Annotated in this window: 24 protein-coding genes; 4 read left to right on the top strand and 20 right to left on the bottom strand. The window is 50.0% G+C overall.

The window, feature by feature from the left end; translation table 11 throughout:
• Window positions 1–222: 222 nt before the first annotated feature.
• The 4 genes from modB to ACH6EH_RS01625 all read right to left on the bottom strand — a co-directional run bounded on the left by modB (window position 223) and on the right by ACH6EH_RS01625 (window position 3,541).
• Window positions 223–903, bottom strand: coding sequence for a molybdate ABC transporter permease subunit (gene modB, locus ACH6EH_RS01640; RefSeq protein WP_397330823.1), 681 nt, complete (start codon window positions 901–903; stop codon window positions 223–225).
• A complete protein-coding gene (gene modA, locus ACH6EH_RS01635; RefSeq protein WP_397330822.1) occupies window positions 900–1,700 on the bottom strand; it encodes a molybdate ABC transporter substrate-binding protein in 801 nt (266 codons plus the stop codon). Before modA ends, modB begins: the two co-directional genes overlap by 4 nt.
• A gap of 377 nt (window positions 1,701–2,077) precedes the next feature.
• Window positions 2,078–2,974 carry an aldo/keto reductase gene (locus ACH6EH_RS01630; protein WP_208202739.1) on the bottom strand — a complete coding sequence of 299 codons (897 nt, stop codon included), beginning with the start codon at window positions 2,972–2,974 and terminating at the stop codon, window positions 2,078–2,080.
• A gap of 24 nt (window positions 2,975–2,998) precedes the next feature.
• Window positions 2,999–3,541 carry a GNAT family N-acetyltransferase gene (locus ACH6EH_RS01625; protein WP_397330951.1) on the bottom strand — a complete coding sequence of 181 codons (543 nt, stop codon included), beginning with the start codon at window positions 3,539–3,541 and terminating at the stop codon, window positions 2,999–3,001.
• Window positions 3,542–3,672: 131 nt separating this feature from the next.
• Here ACH6EH_RS01625 and xerS point away from each other — a divergent pair, with 131 nt between their 5' ends.
• Window positions 3,673–4,761, top strand: coding sequence for a tyrosine recombinase XerS (xerS, locus tag ACH6EH_RS01620; RefSeq protein ID WP_397330821.1), 1,089 nt, complete (start codon window positions 3,673–3,675; stop codon window positions 4,759–4,761).
• On the opposite strand, the gene mobB is transcribed toward xerS, so the two are convergent.
• The 10 genes from mobB to ACH6EH_RS01570 form a co-directional block, all read right to left on the bottom strand.
• Window positions 4,750–5,283, bottom strand: a complete 534-nt coding sequence (mobB, locus tag ACH6EH_RS01615; RefSeq protein WP_397330820.1) for a molybdopterin-guanine dinucleotide biosynthesis protein B — start codon at window positions 5,281–5,283, stop codon at window positions 4,750–4,752. The genes xerS and mobB overlap by 12 nt on opposite strands.
• On the bottom strand, window positions 5,280–6,569 hold the full coding sequence (locus tag ACH6EH_RS01610; protein WP_397330819.1) for a molybdopterin molybdotransferase MoeA: 1,290 nt from the start codon (window positions 6,567–6,569) through the stop codon (window positions 5,280–5,282). Before ACH6EH_RS01610 ends, mobB begins: the two co-directional genes overlap by 4 nt.
• A gap of 124 nt (window positions 6,570–6,693) precedes the next feature.
• On the bottom strand, window positions 6,694–7,458 hold the full coding sequence (gene tatC / locus ACH6EH_RS01605; RefSeq protein WP_208202745.1) for a twin-arginine translocase subunit TatC: 765 nt from the start codon (window positions 7,456–7,458) through the stop codon (window positions 6,694–6,696).
• Window positions 7,415–7,633 carry a twin-arginine translocase TatA/TatE family subunit gene (gene tatA, locus ACH6EH_RS01600; protein WP_397330818.1) on the bottom strand — a complete coding sequence of 73 codons (219 nt, stop codon included), beginning with the start codon at window positions 7,631–7,633 and terminating at the stop codon, window positions 7,415–7,417. Before tatA ends, tatC begins: the two co-directional genes overlap by 44 nt.
• Before the next feature lie 38 nt (window positions 7,634–7,671).
• On the bottom strand, window positions 7,672–9,297 hold the full coding sequence (locus tag ACH6EH_RS01595; RefSeq protein ID WP_397330817.1) for a PhoX family protein: 1,626 nt from the start codon (window positions 9,295–9,297) through the stop codon (window positions 7,672–7,674).
• 167 nt (window positions 9,298–9,464) lie between these two features.
• Window positions 9,465–10,214, bottom strand: coding sequence for a DUF4247 domain-containing protein (locus ACH6EH_RS01590; RefSeq protein WP_138225785.1), 750 nt, complete (start codon window positions 10,212–10,214; stop codon window positions 9,465–9,467).
• 10 nt (window positions 10,215–10,224) lie between these two features.
• Entirely contained in the window at window positions 10,225–10,731 is a 507-nt protein-coding gene (locus ACH6EH_RS01585) for a DUF4178 domain-containing protein (protein ID WP_138225784.1), read from the bottom strand.
• Between the two features lie 31 nt (window positions 10,732–10,762).
• Entirely contained in the window at window positions 10,763–11,167 is a 405-nt protein-coding gene (locus tag ACH6EH_RS01580; protein WP_138225783.1) for a DUF350 domain-containing protein, read from the bottom strand.
• Between the two features lie 122 nt (window positions 11,168–11,289).
• Entirely contained in the window at window positions 11,290–11,964 is a 675-nt protein-coding gene (locus ACH6EH_RS01575; protein ID WP_138225782.1) for a PspA/IM30 family protein, read from the bottom strand.
• 98 nt (window positions 11,965–12,062) lie between these two features.
• Window positions 12,063–13,094: an NADH:flavin oxidoreductase/NADH oxidase gene (locus ACH6EH_RS01570; RefSeq protein WP_397330950.1), complete on the bottom strand. Its 1,032-nt coding sequence runs from the start codon at window positions 13,092–13,094 to the stop codon at window positions 12,063–12,065.
• 234 nt (window positions 13,095–13,328) lie between these two features.
• Between ACH6EH_RS01570 and ACH6EH_RS01565 the strand changes: the two genes are divergently transcribed.
• Window positions 13,329–14,033 (top strand): polysaccharide deacetylase family protein, encoded by a 705-nt coding sequence (locus tag ACH6EH_RS01565; protein WP_397330949.1) that lies wholly within the window; start codon window positions 13,329–13,331, stop codon window positions 14,031–14,033.
• 71 nt (window positions 14,034–14,104) lie between these two features.
• On the opposite strand, the gene ACH6EH_RS01560 is transcribed toward ACH6EH_RS01565, so the two are convergent.
• The 3 genes from ACH6EH_RS01560 to ACH6EH_RS01550 form a co-directional block, all read right to left on the bottom strand.
• Window positions 14,105–14,773, bottom strand: coding sequence for a 3D domain-containing protein (locus tag ACH6EH_RS01560; RefSeq protein ID WP_397330816.1), 669 nt, complete (start codon window positions 14,771–14,773; stop codon window positions 14,105–14,107).
• Between the two features lie 141 nt (window positions 14,774–14,914).
• Window positions 14,915–15,637, bottom strand: a complete 723-nt coding sequence (locus ACH6EH_RS01555; protein ID WP_397330815.1) for an amino acid ABC transporter ATP-binding protein — start codon at window positions 15,635–15,637, stop codon at window positions 14,915–14,917.
• Complete coding sequence (locus ACH6EH_RS01550) at window positions 15,624–17,048, bottom strand: ABC transporter substrate-binding protein/permease (RefSeq protein ID WP_397330948.1); 1,425 nt, start codon at window positions 17,046–17,048, stop codon at window positions 15,624–15,626. Before ACH6EH_RS01550 ends, ACH6EH_RS01555 begins: the two co-directional genes overlap by 14 nt.
• Before the next feature lie 305 nt (window positions 17,049–17,353).
• On the opposite strand from ACH6EH_RS01550, the gene ACH6EH_RS01545 reads away from it, so the two are divergent.
• The gene (locus ACH6EH_RS01545; RefSeq protein ID WP_397330814.1) at window positions 17,354–19,099 is read left to right on the top strand and encodes an alpha-glycosidase; all 1,746 of its coding nucleotides are present in this window, start codon (window positions 17,354–17,356) and stop codon (window positions 19,097–19,099) included.
• Between the two features lie 91 nt (window positions 19,100–19,190).
• Here the strand turns inward: ACH6EH_RS01545 and glgA are convergent, their stop codons facing one another.
• Together glgA and glgB are read right to left on the bottom strand one after the other, a co-directional pair.
• The gene (glgA, locus tag ACH6EH_RS01540) at window positions 19,191–20,627 is read right to left on the bottom strand and encodes a glycogen synthase GlgA (protein ID WP_397330813.1); all 1,437 of its coding nucleotides are present in this window, start codon (window positions 20,625–20,627) and stop codon (window positions 19,191–19,193) included.
• Between the two features lie 46 nt (window positions 20,628–20,673).
• The gene (gene glgB / locus ACH6EH_RS01535; protein WP_397330947.1) at window positions 20,674–22,596 is read right to left on the bottom strand and encodes a 1,4-alpha-glucan branching protein GlgB; all 1,923 of its coding nucleotides are present in this window, start codon (window positions 22,594–22,596) and stop codon (window positions 20,674–20,676) included.
• A 242-nt stretch (window positions 22,597–22,838) separates the two neighbouring features.
• Here glgB and ACH6EH_RS01530 point away from each other — a divergent pair, with 242 nt between their 5' ends.
• Window positions 22,839–24,053, top strand: coding sequence for a glucose-1-phosphate adenylyltransferase (locus tag ACH6EH_RS01530; RefSeq protein ID WP_397330812.1), 1,215 nt, complete (start codon window positions 22,839–22,841; stop codon window positions 24,051–24,053).
• Between the two features lie 74 nt (window positions 24,054–24,127).
• Here ACH6EH_RS01530 and ACH6EH_RS01525 read toward each other — a convergent pair whose 3' ends face one another.
• Window positions 24,128–24,655 (bottom strand): GNAT family N-acetyltransferase, encoded by a 528-nt coding sequence (locus ACH6EH_RS01525; protein WP_397330811.1) that lies wholly within the window; start codon window positions 24,653–24,655, stop codon window positions 24,128–24,130.
• Window positions 24,656–24,672: the final 17 nt, after the last annotated feature.

Genomic DNA, 24,672 nt, shown 5'->3' with positions numbered 1-24,672 from the left:
AATCTTAATTGCTTATTGCCTTATTGCCAGTTGTGAATAAATGCACAATTCCCTCCTTTTTACGTTAATTTTAGATTCATCTGACTGATGGGTTATTGTATAGTGACTAGAAAAGTTTATATTTACTATTCTGAATTTTTCACATAATGAAATAATTTAATTAGGGCAGCTATAATAACAAAAAAACGGCTGCTTCAGCCGTTTCGACAGTTCAAAAGGTGTTTAATCTCGAGCGCGATAGTTGGTAGCCAGTAGCAGCATGGATGATATGAAAATCATAGCATAGGTCCAGATCCAAGCCATCGGCATATTTCCGGTGTCTACAGCGACGTAAATGGCTGTCGGTACCGTTTGAGTTTGGCCAGGAATATTGCCGGCGATCATTAACGTTGCCCCAAATTCTCCAAGGCTGCGTGCAAAGCCTAGAATCCAGGCAGAGATTAGGGATGGCAGTACAAGCGGGAGCGTAATATGACGAAATACCTGCCATTCACTTGCCCCGATGGATCGACCGGCTTCTTCCAGATGGTGATCGACCGATCTAAAGCCTACCTTCATCGTCTGATACACAAGCGGGAAGGCAACGACGACCGAAGCTATGACTCCAGCCCACCATGTGAATATGATAGGTGAAGAAAATAAGGTTTCAATCCATTGACCCATCCAGCTTTTTCGACCTAACAGCTTGAGCAGAATAAATCCCACCACTGTAGGAGGAAGAACCAGTGGCAGCATAAACACCGTTTCAATGATCACTCTTCCTCGGATGACAGGTCGGCGGGTCATCATCCAGGCAGCTGCCAGGCCCAGCAGAAGCACAGCGATACTGGAAAGCAAAGCGATCCGCAAAGACAGTAACACAGGTGACCAGAATTCACTCCAACTCACGTGATTCAGTATCATTCTACAACATCGAAGCCATAGGATTGAAATTGTAAAATGGCTTCATCTCCCCGGAGAAAATCGTATAGTTGTTGGGCTTGTTCTGTGTACTTCGTCGCTTTCACAATGCCGATCGGATAGATTACAGCCGAATATGTAGAACGATCAGGCTTTAATGCAATAACAGCTTGATCGGTGGTTTGGGCATCGGATTGATAGACAAAACCGGCATCCACATTCCCTGTTTTTACATATTGAAGCACCTGCCTGACGTCCTTCGCTTGAATCATATGATCTTGTACATCCTCCCATAGACCCGCAGCCTGCAAGCTTTCTTTTGCATAGCGCCCCGCCGGTACACTCTCGGGTATGCCTAGGGCGATCTTGTTGATGTTCTCTCCCGCCAGGTCCTGAATCGTCTTAATCTCTCCTGCTCTCTCCGGGGCTGTGACAACAACGATCGAGTTACTTAATAACGGCGTCTGCTGATGTGGCTCTACAAGCTGCTGAGTGACTAGACTCTGCATTTCCTCAGAGGAGGCCGAAATAAACAAATCGACCGGTGCGCCCTCCTCAATCTGCTGACGCAGACTGCCGGATGACCCGAAATTGAACTGTAGCTGGATCTCCGGGTGAACTTCAACAAACGCCAGCTCCAGCTTTTCAAGAGCATCTCTCAGGCTGGATGCTGCGGATACTGTTAACGTTATTTTTTCCTTCGAGCCCCGCCCTTCTTCCCCACCGCAGCCGCTTAATAGAATGATAAATAGTGCAGCTAACTTGAGCCACAAATAAGGCTTTAAATATCGTGCGTTCATTCTCCTGATCACTCCTGAGGTCCGGTTGAAATTCTAAGTTTCACTTTAGCACATATTGTCGTTTATGAAAAAGCGGCCCGGCACGATTTTAGTATTTCATCAAACGAATGTTGACTTCGTACCTCAAGCATGGAACACTCATTGACACGATCATAATTTTAAATTCTATTGTGAATTTTTCATATGTTGAAATTATAAAGTTTACATAATATTTATTATTTACTCAGATATTGCTCATACCATAAAAATCAAAAAAAGCCCGGTTATTACGCCGGGCTGAGCACAATTTTCCCACCTGCGATGGGAGTAATCGTTTTGTAGGCTTAGTGAATCAAAAGCTTGCTTCACGATGCTTCGCTCACTGATCTATGATCGAGCTATATTTGGCCAATCCAATCCTCGCTCGATATTTCTTTCCAGCGTGCGCGGATGGCTTCATAAGCAGGCTGACTCAAGGCAGAGCCGCCCGCGAGCAGACTGGCATTCTGCTGCCAGCGATTTGGATTATTCGTTCCCACAATAGCAGTAGCTACACCCGGAACACTAAGCGTAAATTTTAACGCTTGTTCTACGTCTGAATCCGCATCCGTATCCTGAAGAAATTCATACTGCAGCTTCTTCAATCTCTCCCAATACGGAAACCCGTAATGATCCTTCTCCATCGTCTCATGCTTCCAGGCTACGTTCGCAATCGGACGTTTGGCAATGATCCCCATGCCTCGTTGGGCTGCTACCGGAATGGTCAGCTCAATAGACTGCTGATCTGCAATATTAAGTGAGGTTTGAAAGCTGTCAAATACTCCACTCTGAACGGCAGCATAGGCGTCATCAGCATCTCCGCTGTAGCCGATGAATCGGGTTTTACCGGCCTCTTTAGCCCGCTGCAGCACTTCAATCACGTCACCTTGCCGCAATATTTCTGCAGAACAGCTATGCAGATGAATCACGTCCACATTATCTACCTGAAGCCGCTTTAAGCTGCGGTCGATCGTGCCTGCGAGTACCTTTGGATCCCAATTGTGACCGGCAATCCCATCGGCATGTCCACATTTCGTAAACAGATACGCTTCGCTTCTGCGTCCTTTCAAGGCTTGTCCGATCAACTCCTCGCTGCTTCCATAGCATTCAGCCGTATCAATCATGTTTAGTCCCGCATCCAGCGCTGAGTGCAGCAGCCGATTCACCGTGGCTTGATCAGAATCCCGTATTTCCGAACCTCCAAAACCGAGTATACTCACATTCATGCCTGTATTGCCAAAGGCTCTTCTTTCCATAATCCACACTCCTTCGTTTAAATGTCATTGTGATTCATGCTGATGGGTCTGGGTCTTATTCATTCTACGGCTCTGCAAATACTGCGAGGGGTTCCCGCTCTCCGGATCTCTCTCTTCTCGGTAGCTGCCGTTCGTATACGCATGAATGACTTTTCGCCAGAAGGCCTGAGCCGGGACATTGGATGCGACCTCCGTCACCTTCCAGCTTCCCTGCAAGCGGTCAAACAGCTCCTTCGCTGCCCAGGTGCCCAGCCCGCTCCGGCGATACTTTTTCATGACAAAAAACTCCGTCAGATAATAATCCGCCGCCGCGGTATCGATCCGTTCAACCAAGGCAAACCCGGCGGGCTGCTGCTGGTACGTGATAAGAAACGGGAATTTATCTCCCCGGCTTGTAAAAAACAGCTCCAAATCCGGATACGCACTATACATCCCCTCAGCATTAACGTCAAAATCCAGAAACTCCGTAAAATCGTAAAAATAAAACTGCATCAAATTGTGAATAATCTGTTTCTGCCTTGCTGGAAGCAGGCTCAGTCTCATATGAGCTTCAGATGCCGCTCTCATCAGGTTCACTGTCCCTTCGTCATAGAATACCAAGCCACTACACTTCTTCATTTCGCAGCTCCCTCATATCTGATATGATGAAGCTAGAAGCAACATATGTTCTCAGTGAAGGAAAGGAGTTTACACCTCCCATGAATATTCAAAAAGTCATCGACCGTACCAAGCTGGATGAAAAGGTCCCTTCCATGCCTTGGTACGTGCAGCAGTTTATTGACTATAAGCTGCCTGATCTGTCTCCCTCCACGCTGCTTGAATATGTAAGAGATTATGAAACCTTTTTCAACTGGCTGCGGGCTGAAGGCCTCTCACTCAGTGAAGATAACCGCCATATCAAGCTGGAGGAGCTGGAAACGCTTCGAATGGAGGACGTTACGGGCTTTCGACTCTATTTGACGACCCGACGTGAAGGAACCAATTCAAGGATTACCGTATCCAGGAAGCTTTCGTCCCTGCGCTCCCTTTTTCACTATTTAAGTCAAATTGCGGAAGATGAAAACTTCTACCCCTTGCTCAAGCGCAACATTATGGCCAAAATCGAAAACAAAAGAATACATAAGCCCAAGGACACCGCCGCTAAATTGAAAGGCAAAATTCTGGAGGAAGATGAGCTGATTGAATTCATCTCCTATATCCATGAAGGATATGCACTGGATGTTGCTGATAACAAACAAGCTCTGTTCGCCCACGGATTAAATTCAGAACGGGATGCCTGTATCGTCAGCCTGATTTTGAACTCGGGTCTTCGAGTGTCGGAGGTCGTCAATTTGAATGTTGATGATCTGGATCTTGGCAACAAAATGCTGCACGTCTACAGAAAAGGCAATAATGACGAAACCTTCAAATCTCCGGTCTATTTCCGCAACCAGGCCAAGGATGATTTGGAGCATTATATCGCTCTCAGACCTCATCGTTATCACGTGCCCAAGAAAGAAAAAGCACTGTTTGTCGCCATTCGTAACGGTCAGAAAGAAGGATCTCGAATGACCAAACGGGCGATTCAAGCGATGATCATTAAATACGCCAAGCGGTTTGGCAAGCCTTTCCTGACTGTGCACAAGCTGAGACACTCCTTTGCTACCGATTATTATCTCCAGAACGATATTTACAAAACCAAGGAGCAGCTTGGACACGCTTCAACGGAAACGACCGAGGTATACGCCCATCTGACCGACAAGACGATGTCCCAGGCTATTGAACGGCGCAATGACTCATCGGATTGAGAGCTGCGAATAGAGATGCTCAAAAATATGATTTCGATCCTCCCGGCTAAACCAAGGTACCGTAGCTTCTGCTTCCTGTTGCAAGGCTTGCAGGCGCTGCGGTTCCTTTGCCATGTCCGGATGCACGACAACTGCGAGAATGTGGCTCAATCCCCCCACCAGGCTTACATCCTGAAAGCCGGAGAGCAGCACCAGCTTGGGATAGCACTCTTGCTTGAAGCCCTCGACTACAATCCAGTCGATGCAATCATCGACCTCGCCTATGAGCTCCTCCAGCTCCATTGGACGCTGTCTGAGGACTGCCATACGAAATGGTGAGGAGATCAGTGCTGCCTCGGCGCCAGACTCTATGAAACATGAGGTGTCTGTGCCCGTGTGGTCCATCTGAAAATCATGACCATCATGCTTGATGACCGCCACTCTGTGGCCTCTCCGCTTCAACCAGGGAATTAAAGAAGAGATCAAGGTGGTTTTGCCGCTATTCTTATACCCTGTAATTTGAAGGATGACCTGACCGCTCAATGCAGAGCTCCCGGCAGCAGCAGGACGTTCACCTCTGTTCCCTCAGAGGCCCCCTTCAGCTCTGGAGGAATAATGATCAAGCATGAGCTGTCCTTGATCGTCACCATGACGCTGGATTCATCCAGCTGTGCGGGATAGGCCACGACTTGTCCGTCCGATACCTCCAGGGTACCTCTGACAAAGCGAGTAAAGTTGTTCACTTTTGTATAGGCTCGGCCCAGTTTTGCGCTCCAGCTTGGGAGCCGCAGCTTGTCTTTAGGCATGCCGAGCATTTTGCGAATGGCCGGCCGTACAAAGAGCAGGAAGCCGACATAACAGGCACCCGGATTGCCGGAAAGAGCAAATAGCAGGCGTCCGTCCTGTACCGCAGCTGTAGTAACACTGCCGGGCCGCATGGCCACCTTGTTAAACAGCATATCCATCGAACCGCTTCGCACCAGATCCCCCATAATATCATAATCTCCGACAGAAACGCCTCCTGTCGTCACGACCAGGTCGTAAGCCTTCAAGGCTTCTTCGACCTTTGCCTTTGCCAGCTCGATGTCGTCAGGAATCGCGTCCATGACCACCGGCTCGGCGCCCGCCTCTACAATTTGAGCCGCGAGCATGTGGGTGTTGCTATTGCGGATTTTCCCCGGCTCCAAAGGGTCTGTAATATTCAGAAGCTCACTCCCTGTGGAGAAAATACCCACGACCGGCTTGCGGTACACATTCACCTGATGGACTCCGAAGGTGGCAAGCACTGACAGCTCTCCAGGACCAATCAGCCGGCCTGGTTTGAGGAGAACCTCACCGGAAGGAATCTCAAAGCCGATGGGCGTAATATGCTGTCCGCTTGCGGCTGGCTTTTTCACAGCGACCAGCTTCCTGCCGTTCTCCACGCGTTGCTCTGCCACCTCCAGCATAACTACAGCGTCAGCCCCTTCCGGAACCTGGGCTCCGGTCATAATTCTGGCCGCTGTCCCTGCGGTTATTGCCTCCTTCGGCACCGCTCCGCAGGGCACATCGTCAATGACCTCCAGCCACGGTAATTCTCCGTCATCCGGTACTGTGTCTTGTGCCCGAACCGCATACCCATCCATGCCGGATCTTCGAAAAGCGGGGTAGTCATGGGGTGCCTGAACCGTTTCCGCTAGGGTTCTCCCGTCACTGGTTACCGTCGAAATCAATTCTGTGTGCCCTGCTGCTACATGAGATAATACCAATTCCTGCGCTGCAGGAACCTGCAGCGCTTTACGTGTAAACCGATCTGTACTCAATGCTTCGTGCCTCCCTCTGCTGTTCATCCTACTACTGTTATATCCTCTTTAGCCCTCAAAGTGCAAACCGTTTCTCCTCACTAATAGGTTTCCGTAAACAAAAAAGCCGCTCCGAAAGATCCGCAGATCTTTACAGAACAGCCTCTTTGAGCTAGCCTTTGCCGGGGTCAAGCTGGGCGCTTCTCATGTATACCGCTTTCGATAGTCCAATGCTGATCTCGTACAGCAGAAACAGCGGCACGATCACAATGAGATCGGACATGATATCTGGCGGTGTGATGGTTACAGCGATAATACAGAGTAGAAAATAAGCCATTTTCCGTGATTTGGACAGCCTCTCGGGGTTCAGAATTCCCAGCTTCGTCAGAAAGACGATGACGACCGGCATCTCGAACAGTACACCGAAGGGCACGGTCATATGCACCAGAAAGGTGAAATACTTCTGCGCGGTATACATCGTTTCAAAGCTTCCCGCAGCCATCCCCTTCATAAACTCATAGACCATGGGAAAAAGCACGAAATACCCGAAGCTGATTCCCAGCACAAACTGCACACTGATCAGCGGAATGAAGACTTGAGCAGCACGCCGGCCGTGATCCGGAAGGGCTGGCTGCACAAACCTCCAGATCTGGTAGGCTGCGATGGGAAGCGTCACCACCAGTGCCGCCACTGCCGCAATGACCATATACACCCAGATCACATCCGAGGGACCGAGCAGGATCAGCTTCTGATCCAGATCCCGGACCAGCCAGGCATACATCGGCTTGACACCGATCAAGGCAGCGGCCATGGATACCAGGAACGCAGTGAACACGGTGATTAAACGCCGGCGCAGCTCCTCCAGATGCTGGATCGCATTTTGCGCATTGGGATCAGCTCTGCGGTTTAGAGACCGTTGCAGCAGATGCTTGATCATTCTTCATATTCTCCTCTTCATCCCCGTTCACCAATCCGCGCGTAGCCCCTTTAAACTCGCTCAGTGTCCGGCCGAATGCCCGGCCGAGCTCTGGCAGCTTGGAGGGTCCGAAAATAATCAACGCGATGATCAGGATCAATATAAGACCACCGACTCCAATATTTCCAAATGGCATATTCTAGCTCCTTTCTCTTCTATGGATGAGTGCCTGTCCTACTGCAGCTTGAAGCCGCTAATTGCGACCACACCGCAGCGTGCCATATTCTCGCCACGGCGATGAGGCCAGGTGCTGGTCGGATTGCTCAGGTCTTGTGTCGTTTCTCCCGGATGCTGAATGGAAAGGAACAGCGTCTGCTCGTCCGGTGTGAAATAAGGGCCGGTCAGCTCGGATTCTACAGGACCTGAAGCAAATTGCATGGCTTTGCCTTGATCCGGACCGCTGGTTGGAATGACGAACATGCCATTGTTTTTAAAGGACTTATGTACGCCTTTATTCTGGCTGCTGCTCGAAATATCTGTAACGACCCACAGATCACCGTTGGAATCAAAAGCGAGGTTATCCGGTGCGCTGAAGCCGGATTGGCGTCCGCCGGCAGCGAAAATTTCAAAATCAAACTCCATGGCGCCGAGGTCATTCCCTGCTTCAAAAATACGTGTGATATGGCCGTGAATATTGCCATGGCTGTCATTGTTCGTATGACAGATGAACACGGTGTTATCAAATGGTGAAATCTCGATATCCTCCGGACGGTCTGTCGGTGTTCCACCCACCAGCTTGGCAGCCTCCTGACAGTATGTAACTACGTCGCCCTGGGATTTGAACTTGTTCTTGAGGCTTGGATCCTTCGCCGCAGCCTTGCTCACTTCTGCAAGCGTAATAGGGAGCCACTTACCACTCTTCAGATTAGCCACATACAGCGTTCCGTCTTCCAGCAATGCAGAGTTGCCGCGGCCCTTGCTCTTATCGTACTTGTTCTTGCTAATAAATTTGTACACACAAGCGTCCTTTTTGTCATCGCCCATATAAACGACAACCCGGCCGTCTGCTGCAAGGCCCATGGCGGTATTCTCGTGGTTAAAGCGACCCAGTGCGGTATGCTTTCTGAGATAGGATTTGTCAAACGGATCAACCTCAACAACCCAGCCGTAATGAGTATCCGGAAGCTTGGATACAGCAGCGGTATCTTCAAAGTTCTCTTCGCATGAAAGCACGGTATTCCACAGCGTCACCCCGCCGGAGCAGTTTGCAAACGTACCTTGAACGGATGTAGCTCCCTTAAGCGCTGGGATCCCCTTGGCCGGACCGGTCAGCTGGAAAGGAGTGAAGCCGTTAATACGGCGTGCGTAGGACGAACGGGTATCCATTTTCCAGACACCATTTTCATCACGGTACACCTCAATGACAGACATGCCGAGGTAATACAAATTTTTCTGAATTTGATCTGCGGTCATTTTTCCGTCCTTCACCGGACCGATGGAGAAAATGGTGGAGTACTCATGATTCGTTACGAGCAATCCGCGCACGTTCGAGCCCTTCAGCGGGAAAAAGGCATTGTAGTCGCAGCCAGAGCCGAATTTCTCGCCGGCCGAGTTGATGACATCGTCAAAAGCGGCTACAACGTCATATTTGAAGTTTTTAGGAAGTACCAATTCATCAACATCCGTAGGCTCAATGGGATTGAAGTATCCGCTAACCTTGTTGGTTTTGAACCCGAATAGGTGATCGGCGGTTCCGGTCATCGCTGATGCTTTTCCTTCCAGCAGTCCCAGGCCGGCAGATGCTGCCGCCAATGCGGCAGTTCCAGTACCCAAGTAAGAAAGAAATGTTTTACGATCCATCGTTTTATTCAAGTGCTCCACCCCTTGTCCAATTGTTCATACATTCCTAGCATAATGATGAATTGTTACGTAAATATTATGTCTTTTGTCGGAATTGTAAAAATAATGTAATAAAAAGAGACCGCCTGATGCGAAGGTGATCGCATCAGACGGTCCCGTCAAGAACCTTATCTTCGGCCGCGGCGGCCGATTTTGCCGGAACCGAAGCTCGTTTTGGGCTTCGTATAGGAACGCTTAGGCGGAGAGAACAGCCCTCCTCCGCTGCTGCCGCTGCTTTTGTCGCGGCTAATCGTGCCCTTACTGCTATTATCAGAAGGCCGCTTGAAAATGCTGCCGCTTGACCCTACTGAATCCTGACCGCGGCGCGTAATCTTTCCGCTTCGATCAGAGGTCAGGGGCGGAGCCAGCTTCTTATCATCAGCGGTTGGTACCTTATACGTACCGGCTTTGGGCTGGTACACCTCCCGGCTTGTATATCCCCGGTAGCCGCCCCCCCGTCCATCCAGAGCATCAAACAGATTGCCGATCAGCACAGCCGTCAAATACCCTTGCAGAAAGCTGGAATCATAATTCTGCCTTACATATTCTCTGGAGCTGATCTCTACCAGCGTGTCCTCCGGCTTTTCAGGATCCTGCTGCAAATGATAGATATCATCTCCATACACCAGGAACATCCGCTCGGTGTCTTCCTTCGACATTTCATCCGGCGCGGTATCTGCCGCAAGCTCCTGGGCGACGATGGGAACACTCTTATTCTCTGCCCGGTACACATAGGAGGACGCATTGTCCATCCGGTTGACCGATTCCAGCGGATAGCTGGATTTCACATCTGGCGGCGTCCCGCAGCCGCTGAGAATCGACACGAGAAAGCTGAGAACCAGCAATAATTTAACAAACAGCATTGAGCGTTGCTTCATTTAACCACTCCTAGGTTGCCCGGATGACCTTAACATCTCCCGGTATGACTTTCTCCCCTTCGTAGAGCATAAACCTTCCATTCTGCCATTCCACACGAACCAGTCGGTAGTCATCAGACTGATGCTGCCAGACGTGCTGCTCGCCATTTTGAGTAAACGGGGTTCGGCCGGCAAGCGTAACCATTCCGCCGTACTCTTCCTCCAAATGATACATCCTGTCATCCAGCTCAATCGTGGTCGGAACCTCATGCGGGTTATCCAATCGCCCATCAATCGGCTCATACAATCTATACTGGAGCGTTTCGCGCTCTTCAATCTGCAAATACATGGTCGTATTGCCGTCCTGCAGGGTGAGCATCACTGCATTTCTGCCGCGATTATGTACGCGGCCTGTTACCTCGTAGGTCACGAGAGAAACCTCGCATATATCTCCCGGCGACAGCTCCAGCATGCTTTTCTCCCGCTTCGGCGGCTCGGGCTTGGTCATTAGATTGCGGATTCGTTTCCATACACTCATGATAAGCGGCTCCTATCGTTCATAAATATCTTTACAGGCAGGCTGTAATAATTAATGCTCCTACAATATGGAGCGAGCCTGCAAATAATCCATAGCCCGTCTTGCCCTGCTGAGTGCCCAGATCCAGATTGATGCCACCCAGCAGCTTGAGCATCCACTCCGTCAGCCGCTCCACAATAAAGAGGATAATAAAGGAGACGACCGACACGACAATGGCTTCCACCAGATCCGGTGAGGTCTGAATCGATACAGAAAGAATATAGCCCTGTGCAAACAACTTCATGATCAGCCTGGCTGTCACGGCCATATTCCCTTTCTTCACTTCCTCGAGATCCTTGTATTTCGTAAACAGCGAATCTACATACATCAGGATAAACAGCAGCAGCGCGCCAACCCCGGTCCAAATGCTGATTCCTAAGATCATTTCAAAAGTCATACTCAACCTCCGTCATAATAGGCTTGTAACCTCATGGAAAACGGAGGAAAAGCTCGCATCCAGCGCTCATTCTCCTCCGTTATGATCCATGGATCCGCCGCTGTTCCAGCAGCGGCTTACTGCTATTCGTTCTTGTTCTCGTATTGCTTCATCAGCGCTGCCAGCTCGTCTTCAACGGCCTTATCCTTGCCCAGCGCTTCAAACTCATCATCCAGCGACTTCTCTTTGGCGTTCAGCTCATTGCCCGCCTCGGCACGTGCCTCCATCTGAAGCATTTTCTCTTCCATGCGCTTCAGCCCTGATGATGCGGAGTCACTGCTGAAGCCGTTCATCGCTTTGTTAATTTCGGTTTGAGCTTTAGCTGCATTATAACGGGCAACCAGGGTCTCGCGCTTGTTCTTCATCGCGGTCAGCTGCTTGCGCATTTCGTCCAGCTTGGCACGAAGATTATCGGCGGCAGCCTTGTTCTGATCATAGCTTGCCTTGTATTCATCCCGCTTGGCTTCAGCCGTCTTCTTCTCCTCCAGCGCCCGGCGCGCCAGATCCACGTTCTGTGCCTGTGCTGCAGTATGAGCCTGCTGCGTACGCTTCTCGGCCAGCGCCTGCTGCTCTTCGAACAGAGCCTTAAAGCGCTTCTCAATCGCGATCTGTGCTGCTACGGCCTTCTCGGCATCCTCCAGGTCTTCTGTCATATCCCGAATGTATTGATCCGTCAGCTTGATGGGATCCTCGGCCTTATCGATCATCGCATTGATATTGGACATGGTCAGATCACGCAGTCTTTTGAAAATGGACATGGTATTGTTCCTCCTGAAATTTTCTTATTAGTAGGTTCACTTGCTAAATGAATACGCAGCAGGCTGCGCATGGTTTCACGAAAATGCACGAGAATTCATTATTTTTTGGGAAAGCCACGCTCGTAGGCTTTCGGCACCTTCTGTTCACCCTGCAGTGCATGGGAGGCATGCAGCGCCCAGTACGGGTCGTTTAGCATCCCCCGGCCTACGGCTACCAGATCCGCTTTACCAGACAATACCACCTCCTGCGCCGCCTGATATTCATCAAGCAGCCCGACGGCGATCACTGGCACCTGCAGCTTCTGCTTCAATGCAGAGGCCATCTCCACCTGGTACCCCGGCACCGCCTTCGGCCCTCCGTCGGAGCCAATGGGACCCTCTCCTCCGGAAGTCACATGAAAGAGATCAACTCCCGCAGCCTTGTACCTTTGGCATATTTCTGCGCAGTAATCCAAGCCATAGCCGCCATCCACATATTCCATTGCAGACACCCGCATCATAATCGGCATGCCGGCAGGCACAACTTCTTTGACCGCTTGAACTACGCGCTCACCGAAGAGAGCGTAATCCTGTCCGTATTCATCCTCGCGCTCGTTGCTAAGCGGCGAATGAAACTGATGGATCAAGTATCCGTGGGCACCGTGAATTTCAACCGTATCAAAGCCCGCTTCCACCGCCCGTCTGGCCCCCTCCCGAAAAGAGTTGATCACATTCTCAATGTCCTCAGCTGACATCGCTGCAGGCATTTTATAGGTGGAGCTAAACGGAATATTGGAAGGAGCTGCTGGCGGATCCGCATCCTGCGCCTTTCGTCCCGCATGACCGAGCTGAATTCCGATTTTGGTGCCATAGGTATGAACACTTTCCACAATCCTGCGATATGCCGGAATATGCTCATCACTCCATATACCGGTATCCCGATTCGTAATTCGGCCGTCCGGCTCGACTGCCGTCATTTCTACGATAATGAGACCCGTTCCACCGACAGCACGGCTGACATAATGGACGAAATGCCAGTCATTAGGCTTGCCATCCTCCGCCTGAACGGAATATTGACACATGGGAGGCATGACGATCCGGTTTTTTAACGTTAAATTATGAAAGCTATATGGTGTAAATAAGTCAGCCACAACATTCATTCCTTCCGTGCTTAAATAGTTCACGCTCCTTTATTATACACCCTTTAAACCAGGCATCCAAAACGCTGGAATGCTTTAATATTCATCCCCATAGCATATTTTCACCGCTGCCAGGGAATACCATAAAAAAACAAAAAGGAGCGGAGTCTTGTGAAATACACTGCCTTCATCAGCAGATGTCTGATGCTCCTGGTCGTGTTGCTGATGTCATCACCGGAAGCTGCTATGGCTTCCAGCAGCATAGACACCAACCCGCGGAGCGGACGGTCAGATCCTCTGACCTTAAGTCAGTTGATCAAAAAGTATCCGGACACCTTTCGTACTAAGGGGCTCTCTTCACAGCAAATCGCTTTAACTTTTGATGATGTGCCTGATCCGCGCTTCACCCCCCAGGTGCTGGATGCCTTGAAAGAGCATGGCGTCAAAGCGACCTTCTTCGTGGTCGGCAGCCGGGCCGAAAAGCATCCCGAGCTTGTTCTTCGAATGAAGCAGGAAGGGCATGCCATCGGCAACCATTCATACAATCACGCTCAGTTCGGCAAGCTGAGCCTGGCCCAATTTCAGGATCAGATTCAACGTACGAATGAGATCATTCAGAAGATTACTGGCGAGGCCACCTTGCTCATTCGTCCCCCTTACGGCGATATTACTGAAGAACAACTGCTTTGGGCACGTAAGCACCAATACAAGATTGTAAATTGGAACGTGGACTCCCTGGACTGGAAAGGGCTCGGCAAAGATGAGGTGAAGAGCAATGTATTGTCAGCAGCCGGTCCGGGGGCCATCGTGCTGCAGCATGCAGGCGGAGGAACCGGCTCGGATTTGAGTGGTACGATTGAGGCTTTGCCGGAGATTATTACCGAGCTTCGCAGCCAAGGCTATGAGTTTGTTACCTTACCTGAGCTATTGTCTTTGTCTGAGCCGCGTTGAACCGAACCGATCTGCGCCTCATAACATCATAAGGCCGCTTCCAGAGCATCCACGGAAGCGGCCTTGTTGAATTATTGAATGAAATAAAGCTTGATATCCTGAAATCCGAACATTCTGACTGACTGCTGAGAACCAGGGATAAAGATGTCGATCTTATTGCCTTTAATCGCTCCGCCAATATCCCGTGCAACAGCTACAAAGGCTTTTTTAGGCAGTCCAGGATGCGCATGTCCGGTCACCAGCACCTTGGTGCCTAAGGGAATGACCTTGGGGTCTACAGCAATAGTGCCCAGCACAAGAGGGTTGCCGAAGTAATCCACAGCCCCCCAGCCCCCGTTCTCGGCAGCGTCCGAGGAATAGGCCGTCGCTCTGACCCCCAGCGTCTTACTGTAGCTAAAGGTTTTCCCCCAAGCCTCGACGATCTTTTGGTCTGGGAAGACATTCAGGCTTGGTACAAACACACCTGGCTTCGTGCTGGTGCCAGGAATTGTAATCTTTAGACCGGGATAAATGTTCAGAGCGTGAATGGAAGGATTCTCCTTCATCAGCGTAGTCAGATTCACGTTATACTGCTTGGATAACAAATAAAAGGTATCTCCTTGCTTGGCTGTATGTATCCGTGCTGCTTCTGCTTTTGGAATTGCAAGTCCAGCGGTCATGGTGCATGCCATCATGGCGGCGGTAAACCATTTTAATGCTTTACTGCTCTGCATCCTTTTGTTTCGCAAACGTCTGTTCATCTAGCTGCCTCCTGTGGTAAGTTGGTTACAAATATATCACGATTTTGTAACTAATTCCGCATGAAAATGCTGCCAATCAAAGCGACGAAAAAGAAGCCGGAACCTCCAATAGAGGAACCGGCTTAGAATTGAAACACCCTATTACAGAACCTTGCTCAGAAACTCCCGGGTACGAGGATGCTTCGCCTGGGTGAAAATCTGCTCCGGGGTCCCTTCCTCGGCAATGCTGCCCTGGTCAATGAACAGAATGCGGTCGCCAACCTCCCGGGCGAAGCCCATCTCATGCGTGACGATCACCATGGTCATGCCGTTCATCGCAAGCTTCTTCATCACCTCCAGCACTTCACCGACCATTTCAGGGTCCAGCGCTGAGGTCGGCTCATCAAACAGCATGACATGCGGACGCATGGCGAGTGCCCTTGCAATAGCAATCCGCTGCTTTTGGCCGCCGGACAATTGTGACGGATACGCCCCTTTCTTGTCCAGCAGACCCACGGTTGTGAGCAGCTCATCTGCAATGGCTTCTGCTTCTGCGGATGACATGCCTTGAACCTGAATCGGTGCCAGAGTAATGTTCTCTAACACGCTTTTATGCGGGAACAAATTAAATTGCTGAAATACCATCCCCATCTTTTCCCGGGTTTCATTGATGTTATGATTCTTCGCGGTAATATTCTTGCCTTCAAACCTAATTTCACCGGACGTCGGCTCCTCCAGCAGATTCAGGCAGCGGAGAAAGGTGCTCTTGCCCGAGCCGCTGGGACCGATGACAACGACAACCTCACCTTTTTGAATCTCCACATCCATGCCTTTCAAAATATCAACTTTACCGAAGGATTTATGCAAATTCTTAACGTTGATCACTTGAGCTCAGCTTCCTTTCCAGCACACCCATCAGCTTCGAGAGCGTGAAGGTGAGTATAAAGTATATGATGGCCGCAACCAGCAGCGGATTTAATGGAGCATAGGTGCTGCCCCGCAAAATTTGCGCTTGATACATCAGATCGAATACGCCGATAAAAGACACGATAGACGATTCCTTAATGATGACAATAAACTCGTTGCCGATGGCTGGCAGAACGCCCTTAAATGCCTGCGGAAGAATGACATGCCTCATCGCTTGCTTGCGGCTCATCCCGAGGGACCTCGCGGCTTCCAGCTGTCCCCGGTCCACTCCCTGAATGCCTGCCCGGAATATTTCAGCAAGATAGGCTGCGCTATTCAAAGAGAGCGTCAATACACCGGACTGGATCGGCGTGAAGTTAATGCCAAACGAGGTCAAACTGTAATGAATGATGAAGAGCTGCACCAGCATCGGCGTCCCCCGCAGCACCTCGATATAGCTGACAGCAATCCAGCGCAGAACAGCCAAGCCGGACATTCTCATCAGTGCCAGAAGCAGGCCCAGAATAAAGCCGAAAAATACTCCAAGCGCGGATATCAGCAAAGTGTATTGAATGCCTTTCAGGTAATAGTCGCGATATTTCCAAAAAAATTCAACGGTGTTCAGCTGCTCCTTCACGCGTCCTGCGGCGAGATCGCCTGCTTCATCCACATACTGCTGCACCAGATCATTCTCGATCAGGCGCTGCAGCGTCTGATTAATGCTGTTCAGCAGCTCCTCATTGTTCTTGCGCACACCGACGGCATACTCGTCATTTTCACTTTGTGGCACAGCAGCCGTGATCGCCATCGTTTCAGCATCCATATTGGCGTTGGCAATGGGATACTCGGCGATGACCGCATCCACCCTGCCGCTTTCCAGCTGCAGAAGGAGATCCGGGATTTTGTCCAGCGACGTTACCGTGGCATTTGAAATCTTCGAGGCGATGCCCTCTTGAACCGACGCCTTCTGAACACCAATTCTTGCGCCTTCCAGGCTCTCCATAGTGCTGTACTTCTCTTCGTCCTCCTTGCGGACGATGACCGACTGCTCTGCCCGATAATACGGGATGGAGAAGTCAATGCTCTTGCGGCGCTCCTCCGTCGGATTCATGCCAGAAATAACGAAATCGACCCGGCCGCTGGTTAACTCCGGTAACAGCGCATCAAAGGACGTATCCTTGATGATCAGCTCCGCACCCAGATTCTTGGCGATCTCCTTGGCAATTTCAATATCAAAGCCAACGATGGTATCGACGCCATCAATGGTTTTGTGAAATTCATAAGGCATATAGTCTGCGCTTGTGCCCAGAATGATTGTCTTTTTCACACCCTCAGCGCCAGCCACGCTGCCAAAAGACAACAACATAACCAGAAGCATAAGCATGGACATTTTTATTTTGGTTCTCACGTTTGCACTCTCTCCTCTTCATTGTATCTGTAGGTGATCTTGATGACTGAGTTATTATAGACCAGTGTGTATGATTATTCAATCCTCTTCCATTTATTTTCATGAAAAAGTTCTGGATCTGTGTATTAACGAGTCATTTCAGGCATATTTTATCTTAACCATGGTCAATTCTCCGATTCCAGCCTCCTTCTTTTAATATGAAGAAAAAAATTCCTGTTTTGATTCAATAGACAAGCTGGCTGGTTATTAAACCCTACTGACTGAATAAATGTATTGGAGGTGCTGCCATGCTGCTCGAAGCAATCTACCATGTTCCCCGAGACAAGTGGGCTTACGCTTATGATACTTCAACCATTCACTTGCGTGTCCGCACCCAGAAGGATGACGTGGACAGTGTGATGGCACTGACCGGCGATAAATATGACTGGGATCGTACGTATTTTGAGATTACGATGGAAAAAGCAGCGTCTGACGGGATGTTTGATTATTGGGAGTGTGCCGTGAATCCGATGTACAAACGTTTGTCTTACGGCTTCCGCTTCCATAAAGGGGATGAAGCCGTCTATCTCATCGACAATGGCTTCTGCTCTGATTACCCTTACCCTCCAGGGGGCTATTTCGAGTTTCCTTACATCCATGAAATTGATGTATTTAAGGTTCCGGCCTGGGCCAAGGAGGCGGTATTTTATCAGATCATGCCGGAGCGCTTTGCCAATGGAGATCCCTCTAATGACCCTGAGGGCACGGAGCCTTGGGGCGGTCAGCCTCAGCTGGACAATTTTTTTGGCGGCGACCTGCAGGGCGTAATGGATCACCTGGATGACCTGGTGGATCTCGGCATTAATGCAATCTATTTTACCCCCTTATTCCTCTCCCCTTCCAACCATAAATATGACATTGTAGACTATAAGCAGGTAGACCCTCATCTGGGCAGTAATGAGCTGTTGAAGGAGCTGGTGGAAGCCTGCCATGAGCGAGGAATTCGTGTCATGTTGGACGCGGTGTTCAATCATTGCAGTGATCAATTCGGGCCGTTCAAGGATGTAATGGAGAACGGAGAGAACTCCCGCTATGCAGACTGGTTTCATGTGAATGAGTTTCCATGTACAGTGCATGAAGGCATACCGACCTACGATACGTTCGGATTTTTTGCCAATATGCCCAAATTCAATACAGCGAATCCGGAGGTCAAGCAGTACCTGCTCGACGTCGCCGAATATTGGATCAAGGAAATCAAGCTGGATGGCTGGAGACTCGATGTCGCGAATGAGATTGACCATGAGTTCTGGCGAGACTTCCGCAAGGTTGTAAAGGGTGCGAACCCGGAGGCTTATATTGTCGGCGAGGTCTGGTCCGATTCCCTGAACTGGCTAATGGGGGACGAGTTTGATTCCGTCATGAATTATCCGTTCGCTGACAAGGTGCTGAGCTTCTTCAATGGAGAACTCGATGGGCGTACCTTTGCTGATAATATGGCCTCCTTGATCATGCGCTACCCGCAGCAAACGAATGAAGTCGTATTCAACATGTTGTGCAGCCATGACACACCACGCTTGCTCACCCGGGTCGGACATGACATCCGCAAAATGAAGTTGACCGTCGTATTTCTGTTTACATATATGGGAACCCCATGTATCTTTTACGGCGATGAGATTGGCTTGACCGGCGGCGATGATCCCGATTGCCGCAAATGTATGGAGTGGGATCCCGATAAGCAGCAGCGGGAGCTGTATGATTTCTACCAGCTTATGATCGGGTTACGGCGCAAGCATAAAGCACTGCGCGAAGGCCGCTTCCGGTTCCTAAAGGCTGATCCTCATGACCCGTGCGTGGTATATGAGCGCGTCGATGACAAGGTTCATTTCATCATCTGGATGAACAATACCGACCAGCCCTGCACCCTATCACATCCGCTCGTCAAGAATGACTGGTATGACTCCTTTACGAATGAAAAGGTAGACACCGAGGACGGCATCATGAATATTAGCCTGGACCCCTATGGCTTCCGTATTCTCTGCCGAAATCTTCATTAACAAACTTCATTAACAAACCAAAAAAAACTTCCGAAGCAGACAGGCGCTTTCGCCCTTTCCCTGCTTCGGAAGTTTTTGTATTCATGCCGTCTTACTCTGAGCTGTTAATGAGATCATAAATATCCATGTATTGCTTTGCGGACACCAGCCAGCTGTAATCTCCGGACATGGCGTTCTTGGTAACCTTTTTCCAATGCTCCGGCTTCCGGTAGATGTCTTCCGCTCGGCGGATCGTGTTCAACATATCGTGGGCATTATAATTCGTAAATGAGAAGCCGTTACCCTCGCCGGTAAATTCATTATAAGCCTGTACCGTATCATTCAGCCCTCCGGTTTCACGAACGATGGGAATGCTTCCGTAACGGAGCGCAATCAGCTGGCTGATGCCGCACGGCTCGAACTTCGATGGCATCAGGAACAAGTCACTGGCGGCATACAGCTTGCGGGACAAGGGCTCGCTGAAGCGGATCTGTGCGGAGCATTTATTCGGAAAGCGAATGGCAGCCTCGCGGAACCAGTGCTCATATGACGGGTCACCGGTACCCAGAATAACAATCTGAATATCGTCGTAATATAACAGCTCGTCCAGAATACGAACGACAAGATCCAGTCCTTTGGAGTCCACCAATCGGGTGACCATCGCCATCAATGGAACGGTACTGGATTCCGGTAAGCCCAGCTCCTGCTGCAGCTGCAGCTTGTTTTTGACCTTTTTCCCCAGATTGCTGCGGTATTTCACCGCGATGTGAGGATCGGTAGCAGGATTATAGCTTTTCGTATCGATGCCGTTCACAATGCCGCTTAAACGGTCACCGCAGGACGACAGCATGCCATCGAGACCATAGCCGTAGTACGAGGTCTGAATTTCACGGGCATATGTCGGACTTACGGTTGTAACGTGATCAGAATAGACAATGCCGGCCTTCAGGAAATTTACATTTCCGTAGTACTCGACACCTTCAGCATGGAAGTAACGGCTATGCAGTCCTAATGTATCCACCAGTACCTCATACGGAAATACACCTTGGTACAGCAGGTTGTGGATCGTAAACACAGAGCGGATATTACCATAGCCCTCCCGATGCCGATAATCTGCCTCCAGCAGCAGCGGGATCATGCCTGCATGCCAGTCATGACAGTGAATGACATCCGGCATGAAATCGACAAGCGGCAGCATTTCCAGTACGGCCCGATTGAAAAAGGAAAAACGTTCGCCATCGTCCATATAGCCGTAAATGCCATCCCGTTTGAAATAATACTCATTGTCGATGAAATAGATCGTAATTCCGTCCTCCACGATCTTTTCCACACCACAAAACTGTCGTCTCCAGCCTACCTGCACCCGGGTCTCCCCGACGTGCTCCATCTGGGAGACATACTCCTCGGAAATGGATCCATACTTCGGCATCACGATACGGATGTCAGCACCGGCCTTTTGCAGCGCTTTGGGCAAAGCCCCAATCACGTCGGCAAGTCCGCCTGTTTTGACAAAAGGTACACCTTCTGCCGCGGCAAATAACAGCTTCATGGTTTCTCTCCCCCTGATCTCCTGATTTTTATATGGTGTTTGTGTTCTACTTGTTCGCTGCAGTAGTCCCCTTCGTACCCGGCTTGCTTGAGGCAGTTGTTTTACGGGGACGAGGCGGTTTTTTTTTGAGTACGAGCATGCCCAGTGGCGGAACCCTCACCTCGAGGCTCTGATGCTGATTGTGCCATGGGACCTTATCCGTCTTCAACGTCTCATTATTCCTGCGGCCTTCCCCGCCGTACAGCACGTCATCGGAATTAAAAATCTCTTCATACTGTCCCGGCTTCGGAACGCCGATGCGGTAACGCTCATGCTGCTGAGGCTGAAAGTTGATGATCACGATCAAGGTGTCGCCTGGCTTGGTGCTTTTCCTTAAATACGTGACTACGCTCTGCCCCGCATCATCCGCACAGATCCATTGAAAGCCGTCCAGATCATGATCCAGCTCCCATAGCGCGCGTTGCTCTTTATACAGCTTGTTCAATGACGCCGTATAGGTGTGCAGCTGACGATGGGCTTCATAATCCAGCAGCAGCCAGTCCAGCTGCTCCTGATCCTTCCATTCGATAAACTGGCCGAATTCTCCTCCCATGAACAGAAGCTTCTTGCCCGGCTGGGTCATCTGGTAGCCCAGAAGCCCCCGCAGTCCGGCAAATTTCTGCTCATACGACCCTGGACATTTGTCCAGCAGTGATTTCTTGCCATGCACAACCTCATCATGGGAAAAGGGAAGCGCAAAGTTCTCGGAATACGCATAGCAGATCGGGAACGTCAGCAGATGATGCTTGCCCGGCCGCTGGTCGAAATCTTCTTCTATGTAAGAAAGCGTATCGTTCATCCAGCCCATGTTCCATTTGTAATTAAAGCCGAGTCCGCCTTCGTGCGCAGGGGATGTTACACCAGGCCAAGCACTGGATTCCTCTGCCATCATAAGTGCATTCGGGTAGTACTCAAATACCGTCTTGTTAAGCTGCTGCAGGAAGGAGATGGCTTCCAGGTTCTCCAGTGTGCCCTGCTCATTGGGATGATATTGCCACTCTTCCTTCTCAAAATCGAGACGAATCATGCTTGTGACGGCATCCACTCGAAGACCGTCAATATGATACATTTCCATCCAGAAAATAGCGTTAGAAATGAGGAATGAAACCACTTCTGGCTTGGAATAATCGAAGGAGAGTGTGCCCCATCCCGGCTTTTCGGCTTTTGAGGGATCTTCATACTCATACAGCGGACCCCCATCAAACTGACGCAGGCCATGCGCGTCCTTGGCAAAATGCGCAGGTACCCAGTCCAGCAATACCCCGATATCTGCCTGATGCAGCTGATCCACCAGATACATGAAATCGTGCGGGGAGCCGTAACGACTCGTCAAGGAGTAAAACCCGGTACCCTGATAGCCCCAGGATAAATCATAAGGGTGCTCCGCCAAGGGCATAAATTCTACATGCGTGTAGTTCATGTCCAGCAAGTAAGGAATGAGGTGATCTGCCATTTCACGGTATGTCAGGAAGCTTCCGTCCTCATGCTGGCGCCAGGTTCCAAAGTGCATTTCGTAAATATTGACCGGCTTGCGATAGCCAGCAGATTTCTTGCGGCGGTAGGCTGCATCGTTCCACTTGTAGCCGGTAAGATCTGTCACCGCTGAGGCTGTAGCCGGGCGGAGCTCGGAGGCAAACGCATAAGGATCTGCTTTTAGAAACATCTCTTGATGAGGCCCCGTGATTTCATATTTGTATAAAGTACCAACCGTAAGTCCGGGGAAAAAGCGAGTCCAAATGCCCGTTTCGGGTATCTTATGTAATGAATCCTTGGAGCCGTCCCAGGCGTTCCAATCGCCTGCAAGCCCCACATGAGAGGCATTCGGAGCCCATACCGTAAACCGGACACCCTCCTGACCGTTTTCTATACGCGGATGCGCGCCCATAAATCGGTAGCTGTGAAACGATGTGCCTTCATGAAACAAATACATGGCTTCCAAGCTTGCGTTTCCTTCCCAAAAGGTTTTACCGATCAAATTATCACCTGCTTTAGAATAGATCTTATGGTTAAACAATATAACACTATTACCCCATTTTAACCATGTTGAAAATAAAAATGATACTGAAAAATTATTTTGTAATTTTCATAAAAATTGCTCAATATAATCGTTTCAAACCCCGGAGCAGTCGTTTATTAATGTACTACGTTGAAAATTTTTGGGAGGGAAACGTGATGAAGAGAAAAGAATGCATCGCTATGCTGTTGGCCGGAGGAGAAGGTAAACGACTCGCTCCACTGACGTCAAAGCTTGCCAAACCAGCCGTTCCGTTTGGGGGCCATTACCGTATTATCGATTTTCCTCTCAGCAACTGTGTGAACTCGGGAATCGATACCGTAGGCGTATTGACGCAATATGAGAGCAGCTCGCTGCACGAGCATATTGGCGACGGGTCCCCTTGGGGAATGACGCGCAGTGAAGCAGGTGGAGTTGCGCTATTATCCTCAGACGAGATTTCACAGGGTCAATACCTGGGAACGGCAGATGCGATTTATAAAAACATGACTTACATTGACGGTCAGAATCCGGAGCATGTGCTCGTTCTCTCCGGCGATCACATTTATCATATGAATTACCGCGAAATGCTGGAGAGCCATATTGAGCAAGGAGCCTCTGCAACCATCTCTGTGATGGAGGTGCCTTGGGAGCAGGCCAGCCGTTTTGGCGTGATGAGTGTAGATGAGAATTTGAAAATTACTGAATTTGCTGAAAAGCCCGAAAAGCCGGAAAGCAATCTGGCCTCAATGGGCATTTACTTGTTCCAGTGGGATTACCTGAAGCGTCACCTTGAAGAGGACGCACAGGATAACAATTCTAGCCATGACTTTGGCAAGGATGTTATTCCAAAGATGCTTGCCGAGCAGAATCCACTGTACGCGTTCCGGTTCAAAGGCTACTGGAGAGATGTGGGTACGGTGGAGAGCTTGTGGGAAGCTCATATGGACGTTCTAGATCAAACAGAGCTCGTTCTGGAGAAGCCTGAATGGCCTATGTTCACCCGCCCATGGCGTACGAAGCTTTCTGCTCACATTGGCCGGCAATATGACTACAGCAGCGACAGCCTGCTTCATGAATCCTGTCAATTCGAAGGTAAAGCGAAGCGGTCCGTCATTTTCTGCGGCGCTGAGATTGGGAAGAATTCCATTGTCAAGGACAGCATTATTATGCCGAATGCAAAAATCGGGAAAAATGTTCACATCGAGCATGCCATCATTGGCGAAGGTGCTGTGATTAAAGACGGTGCCAGCGTAAAAGGAACACTAGGCAATGTTGTTGTCGTTGCCCCTCACGAAACCGTGACACCGAAGCCGACGGTTCGTACTCAGCCTGCGCGTCTGCTGGAGGTCTATGAGAAAGGCCGTCTGCGCGCCAACGTCTCCTCTTCTTAATTATCCTTATACAAAAAGCGATCCGATGACTCGGATCGCTTTTTTGATGCCCTCTTCAGCTTAGAAAATGATGACTACCACTGCTTCTGATATAAATTAACCGTGCGGCCACCCATATTTTGCATAGCAACAAATTGATAGCCTAGTCTTAGGTAATAATCATTTAACCCCTGGAGGTGTGTTACACAATCCAGGCGTAAGCCTGCCTTCCCCTGCTCTCTGGAGTGCCTCTCGGCGAAGGCGATCATCTGACGCCCCAGTTCGAAGCCCCGATACCTGGGAAGAACAGCGAGACGGTGTAAATAATGATAACGGGTGTCGTTCCGATCCTGCCAATAGGAGGGGTCGCTCTCCTGGATCGTAAACATGCCAGCAGGCTCCCCCTCATGTTTGAGCAGAAACACGGATCTTTCACTCAGGTACTGCTCCATCAGCTTGAGATCAAATAAGGCCGGCGTCCATTGATGACGCGCTTGCCGAACCATCTCCTCCGCGGTAGAGACCAGAATCTGAAGCATCATGCCCTCTTCCCCTGCTTCCGCCGGGGCCAGCGTGAATACACCGGATGAGGTTTCTATATATGCTATTGAATTATTGAACATTACAGGCTCCTCCTGTC

Source organism: Paenibacillus sp. JSM ZJ436, from assembly GCF_044383795.1.
Lineage (GTDB): Bacteria > Bacillota > Bacilli > Paenibacillales > Paenibacillaceae > Paenibacillus_AQ > Paenibacillus_AQ algicola.
This window is presented reverse-complemented; position numbering and strand designations above follow the sequence as displayed.

Coding starts and splice junctions, on each gene's coding strand:
- modB (WP_397330823.1), bottom strand. CDS start 903: ATGATACTGAATCACGTGAGTTGGAGTGAATTCTGGTCACCTGTGTTA.
- modA (WP_397330822.1), bottom strand. CDS start 1,700: ATGAACGCACGATATTTAAAGCCTTATTTGTGGCTCAAGTTAGCTGCA.
- ACH6EH_RS01630 (WP_208202739.1), bottom strand. CDS start 2,974: ATGGAAAGAAGAGCCTTTGGCAATACAGGCATGAATGTGAGTATACTC.
- ACH6EH_RS01625 (WP_397330951.1), bottom strand. CDS start 3,541: ATGAGAGCGGCATCTGAAGCTCATATGAGACTGAGCCTGCTTCCAGCA.
- xerS (WP_397330821.1), top strand. CDS start 3,673: ATGAATATTCAAAAAGTCATCGACCGTACCAAGCTGGATGAAAAGGTC.
- ACH6EH_RS01610 (WP_397330819.1), bottom strand. CDS start 6,569: ATGAACAGCAGAGGGAGGCACGAAGCATTGAGTACAGATCGGTTTACA.
- tatC (WP_208202745.1), bottom strand. CDS start 7,458: ATGATCAAGCATCTGCTGCAACGGTCTCTAAACCGCAGAGCTGATCCC.
- tatA (WP_397330818.1), bottom strand. CDS start 7,633: ATGCCATTTGGAAATATTGGAGTCGGTGGTCTTATATTGATCCTGATC.
- ACH6EH_RS01595 (WP_397330817.1), bottom strand. CDS start 9,297: ATGGATCGTAAAACATTTCTTTCTTACTTGGGTACTGGAACTGCCGCA.
- ACH6EH_RS01590 (WP_138225785.1), bottom strand. CDS start 10,214: ATGAAGCAACGCTCAATGCTGTTTGTTAAATTATTGCTGGTTCTCAGC.
- ACH6EH_RS01585 (WP_138225784.1), bottom strand. CDS start 10,731: ATGAGTGTATGGAAACGAATCCGCAATCTAATGACCAAGCCCGAGCCG.
- ACH6EH_RS01580 (WP_138225783.1), bottom strand. CDS start 11,167: ATGACTTTTGAAATGATCTTAGGAATCAGCATTTGGACCGGGGTTGGC.
- ACH6EH_RS01575 (WP_138225782.1), bottom strand. CDS start 11,964: ATGTCCATTTTCAAAAGACTGCGTGATCTGACCATGTCCAATATCAAT.
- ACH6EH_RS01565 (WP_397330949.1), top strand. CDS start 13,329: ATGGCTTCCAGCAGCATAGACACCAACCCGCGGAGCGGACGGTCAGAT.
- ACH6EH_RS01560 (WP_397330816.1), bottom strand. CDS start 14,773: ATGAACAGACGTTTGCGAAACAAAAGGATGCAGAGCAGTAAAGCATTA.
- ACH6EH_RS01550 (WP_397330948.1), bottom strand. CDS start 17,048: ATGTCCATGCTTATGCTTCTGGTTATGTTGTTGTCTTTTGGCAGCGTG.
- ACH6EH_RS01545 (WP_397330814.1), top strand. CDS start 17,354: ATGCTGCTCGAAGCAATCTACCATGTTCCCCGAGACAAGTGGGCTTAC.
- glgA (WP_397330813.1), bottom strand. CDS start 20,627: ATGAAGCTGTTATTTGCCGCGGCAGAAGGTGTACCTTTTGTCAAAACA.
- glgB (WP_397330947.1), bottom strand. CDS start 22,596: ATGTATTTGTTTCATGAAGGCACATCGTTTCACAGCTACCGATTTATG.
- ACH6EH_RS01530 (WP_397330812.1), top strand. CDS start 22,839: ATGAAGAGAAAAGAATGCATCGCTATGCTGTTGGCCGGAGGAGAAGGT.
- ACH6EH_RS01525 (WP_397330811.1), bottom strand. CDS start 24,655: ATGTTCAATAATTCAATAGCATATATAGAAACCTCATCCGGTGTATTC.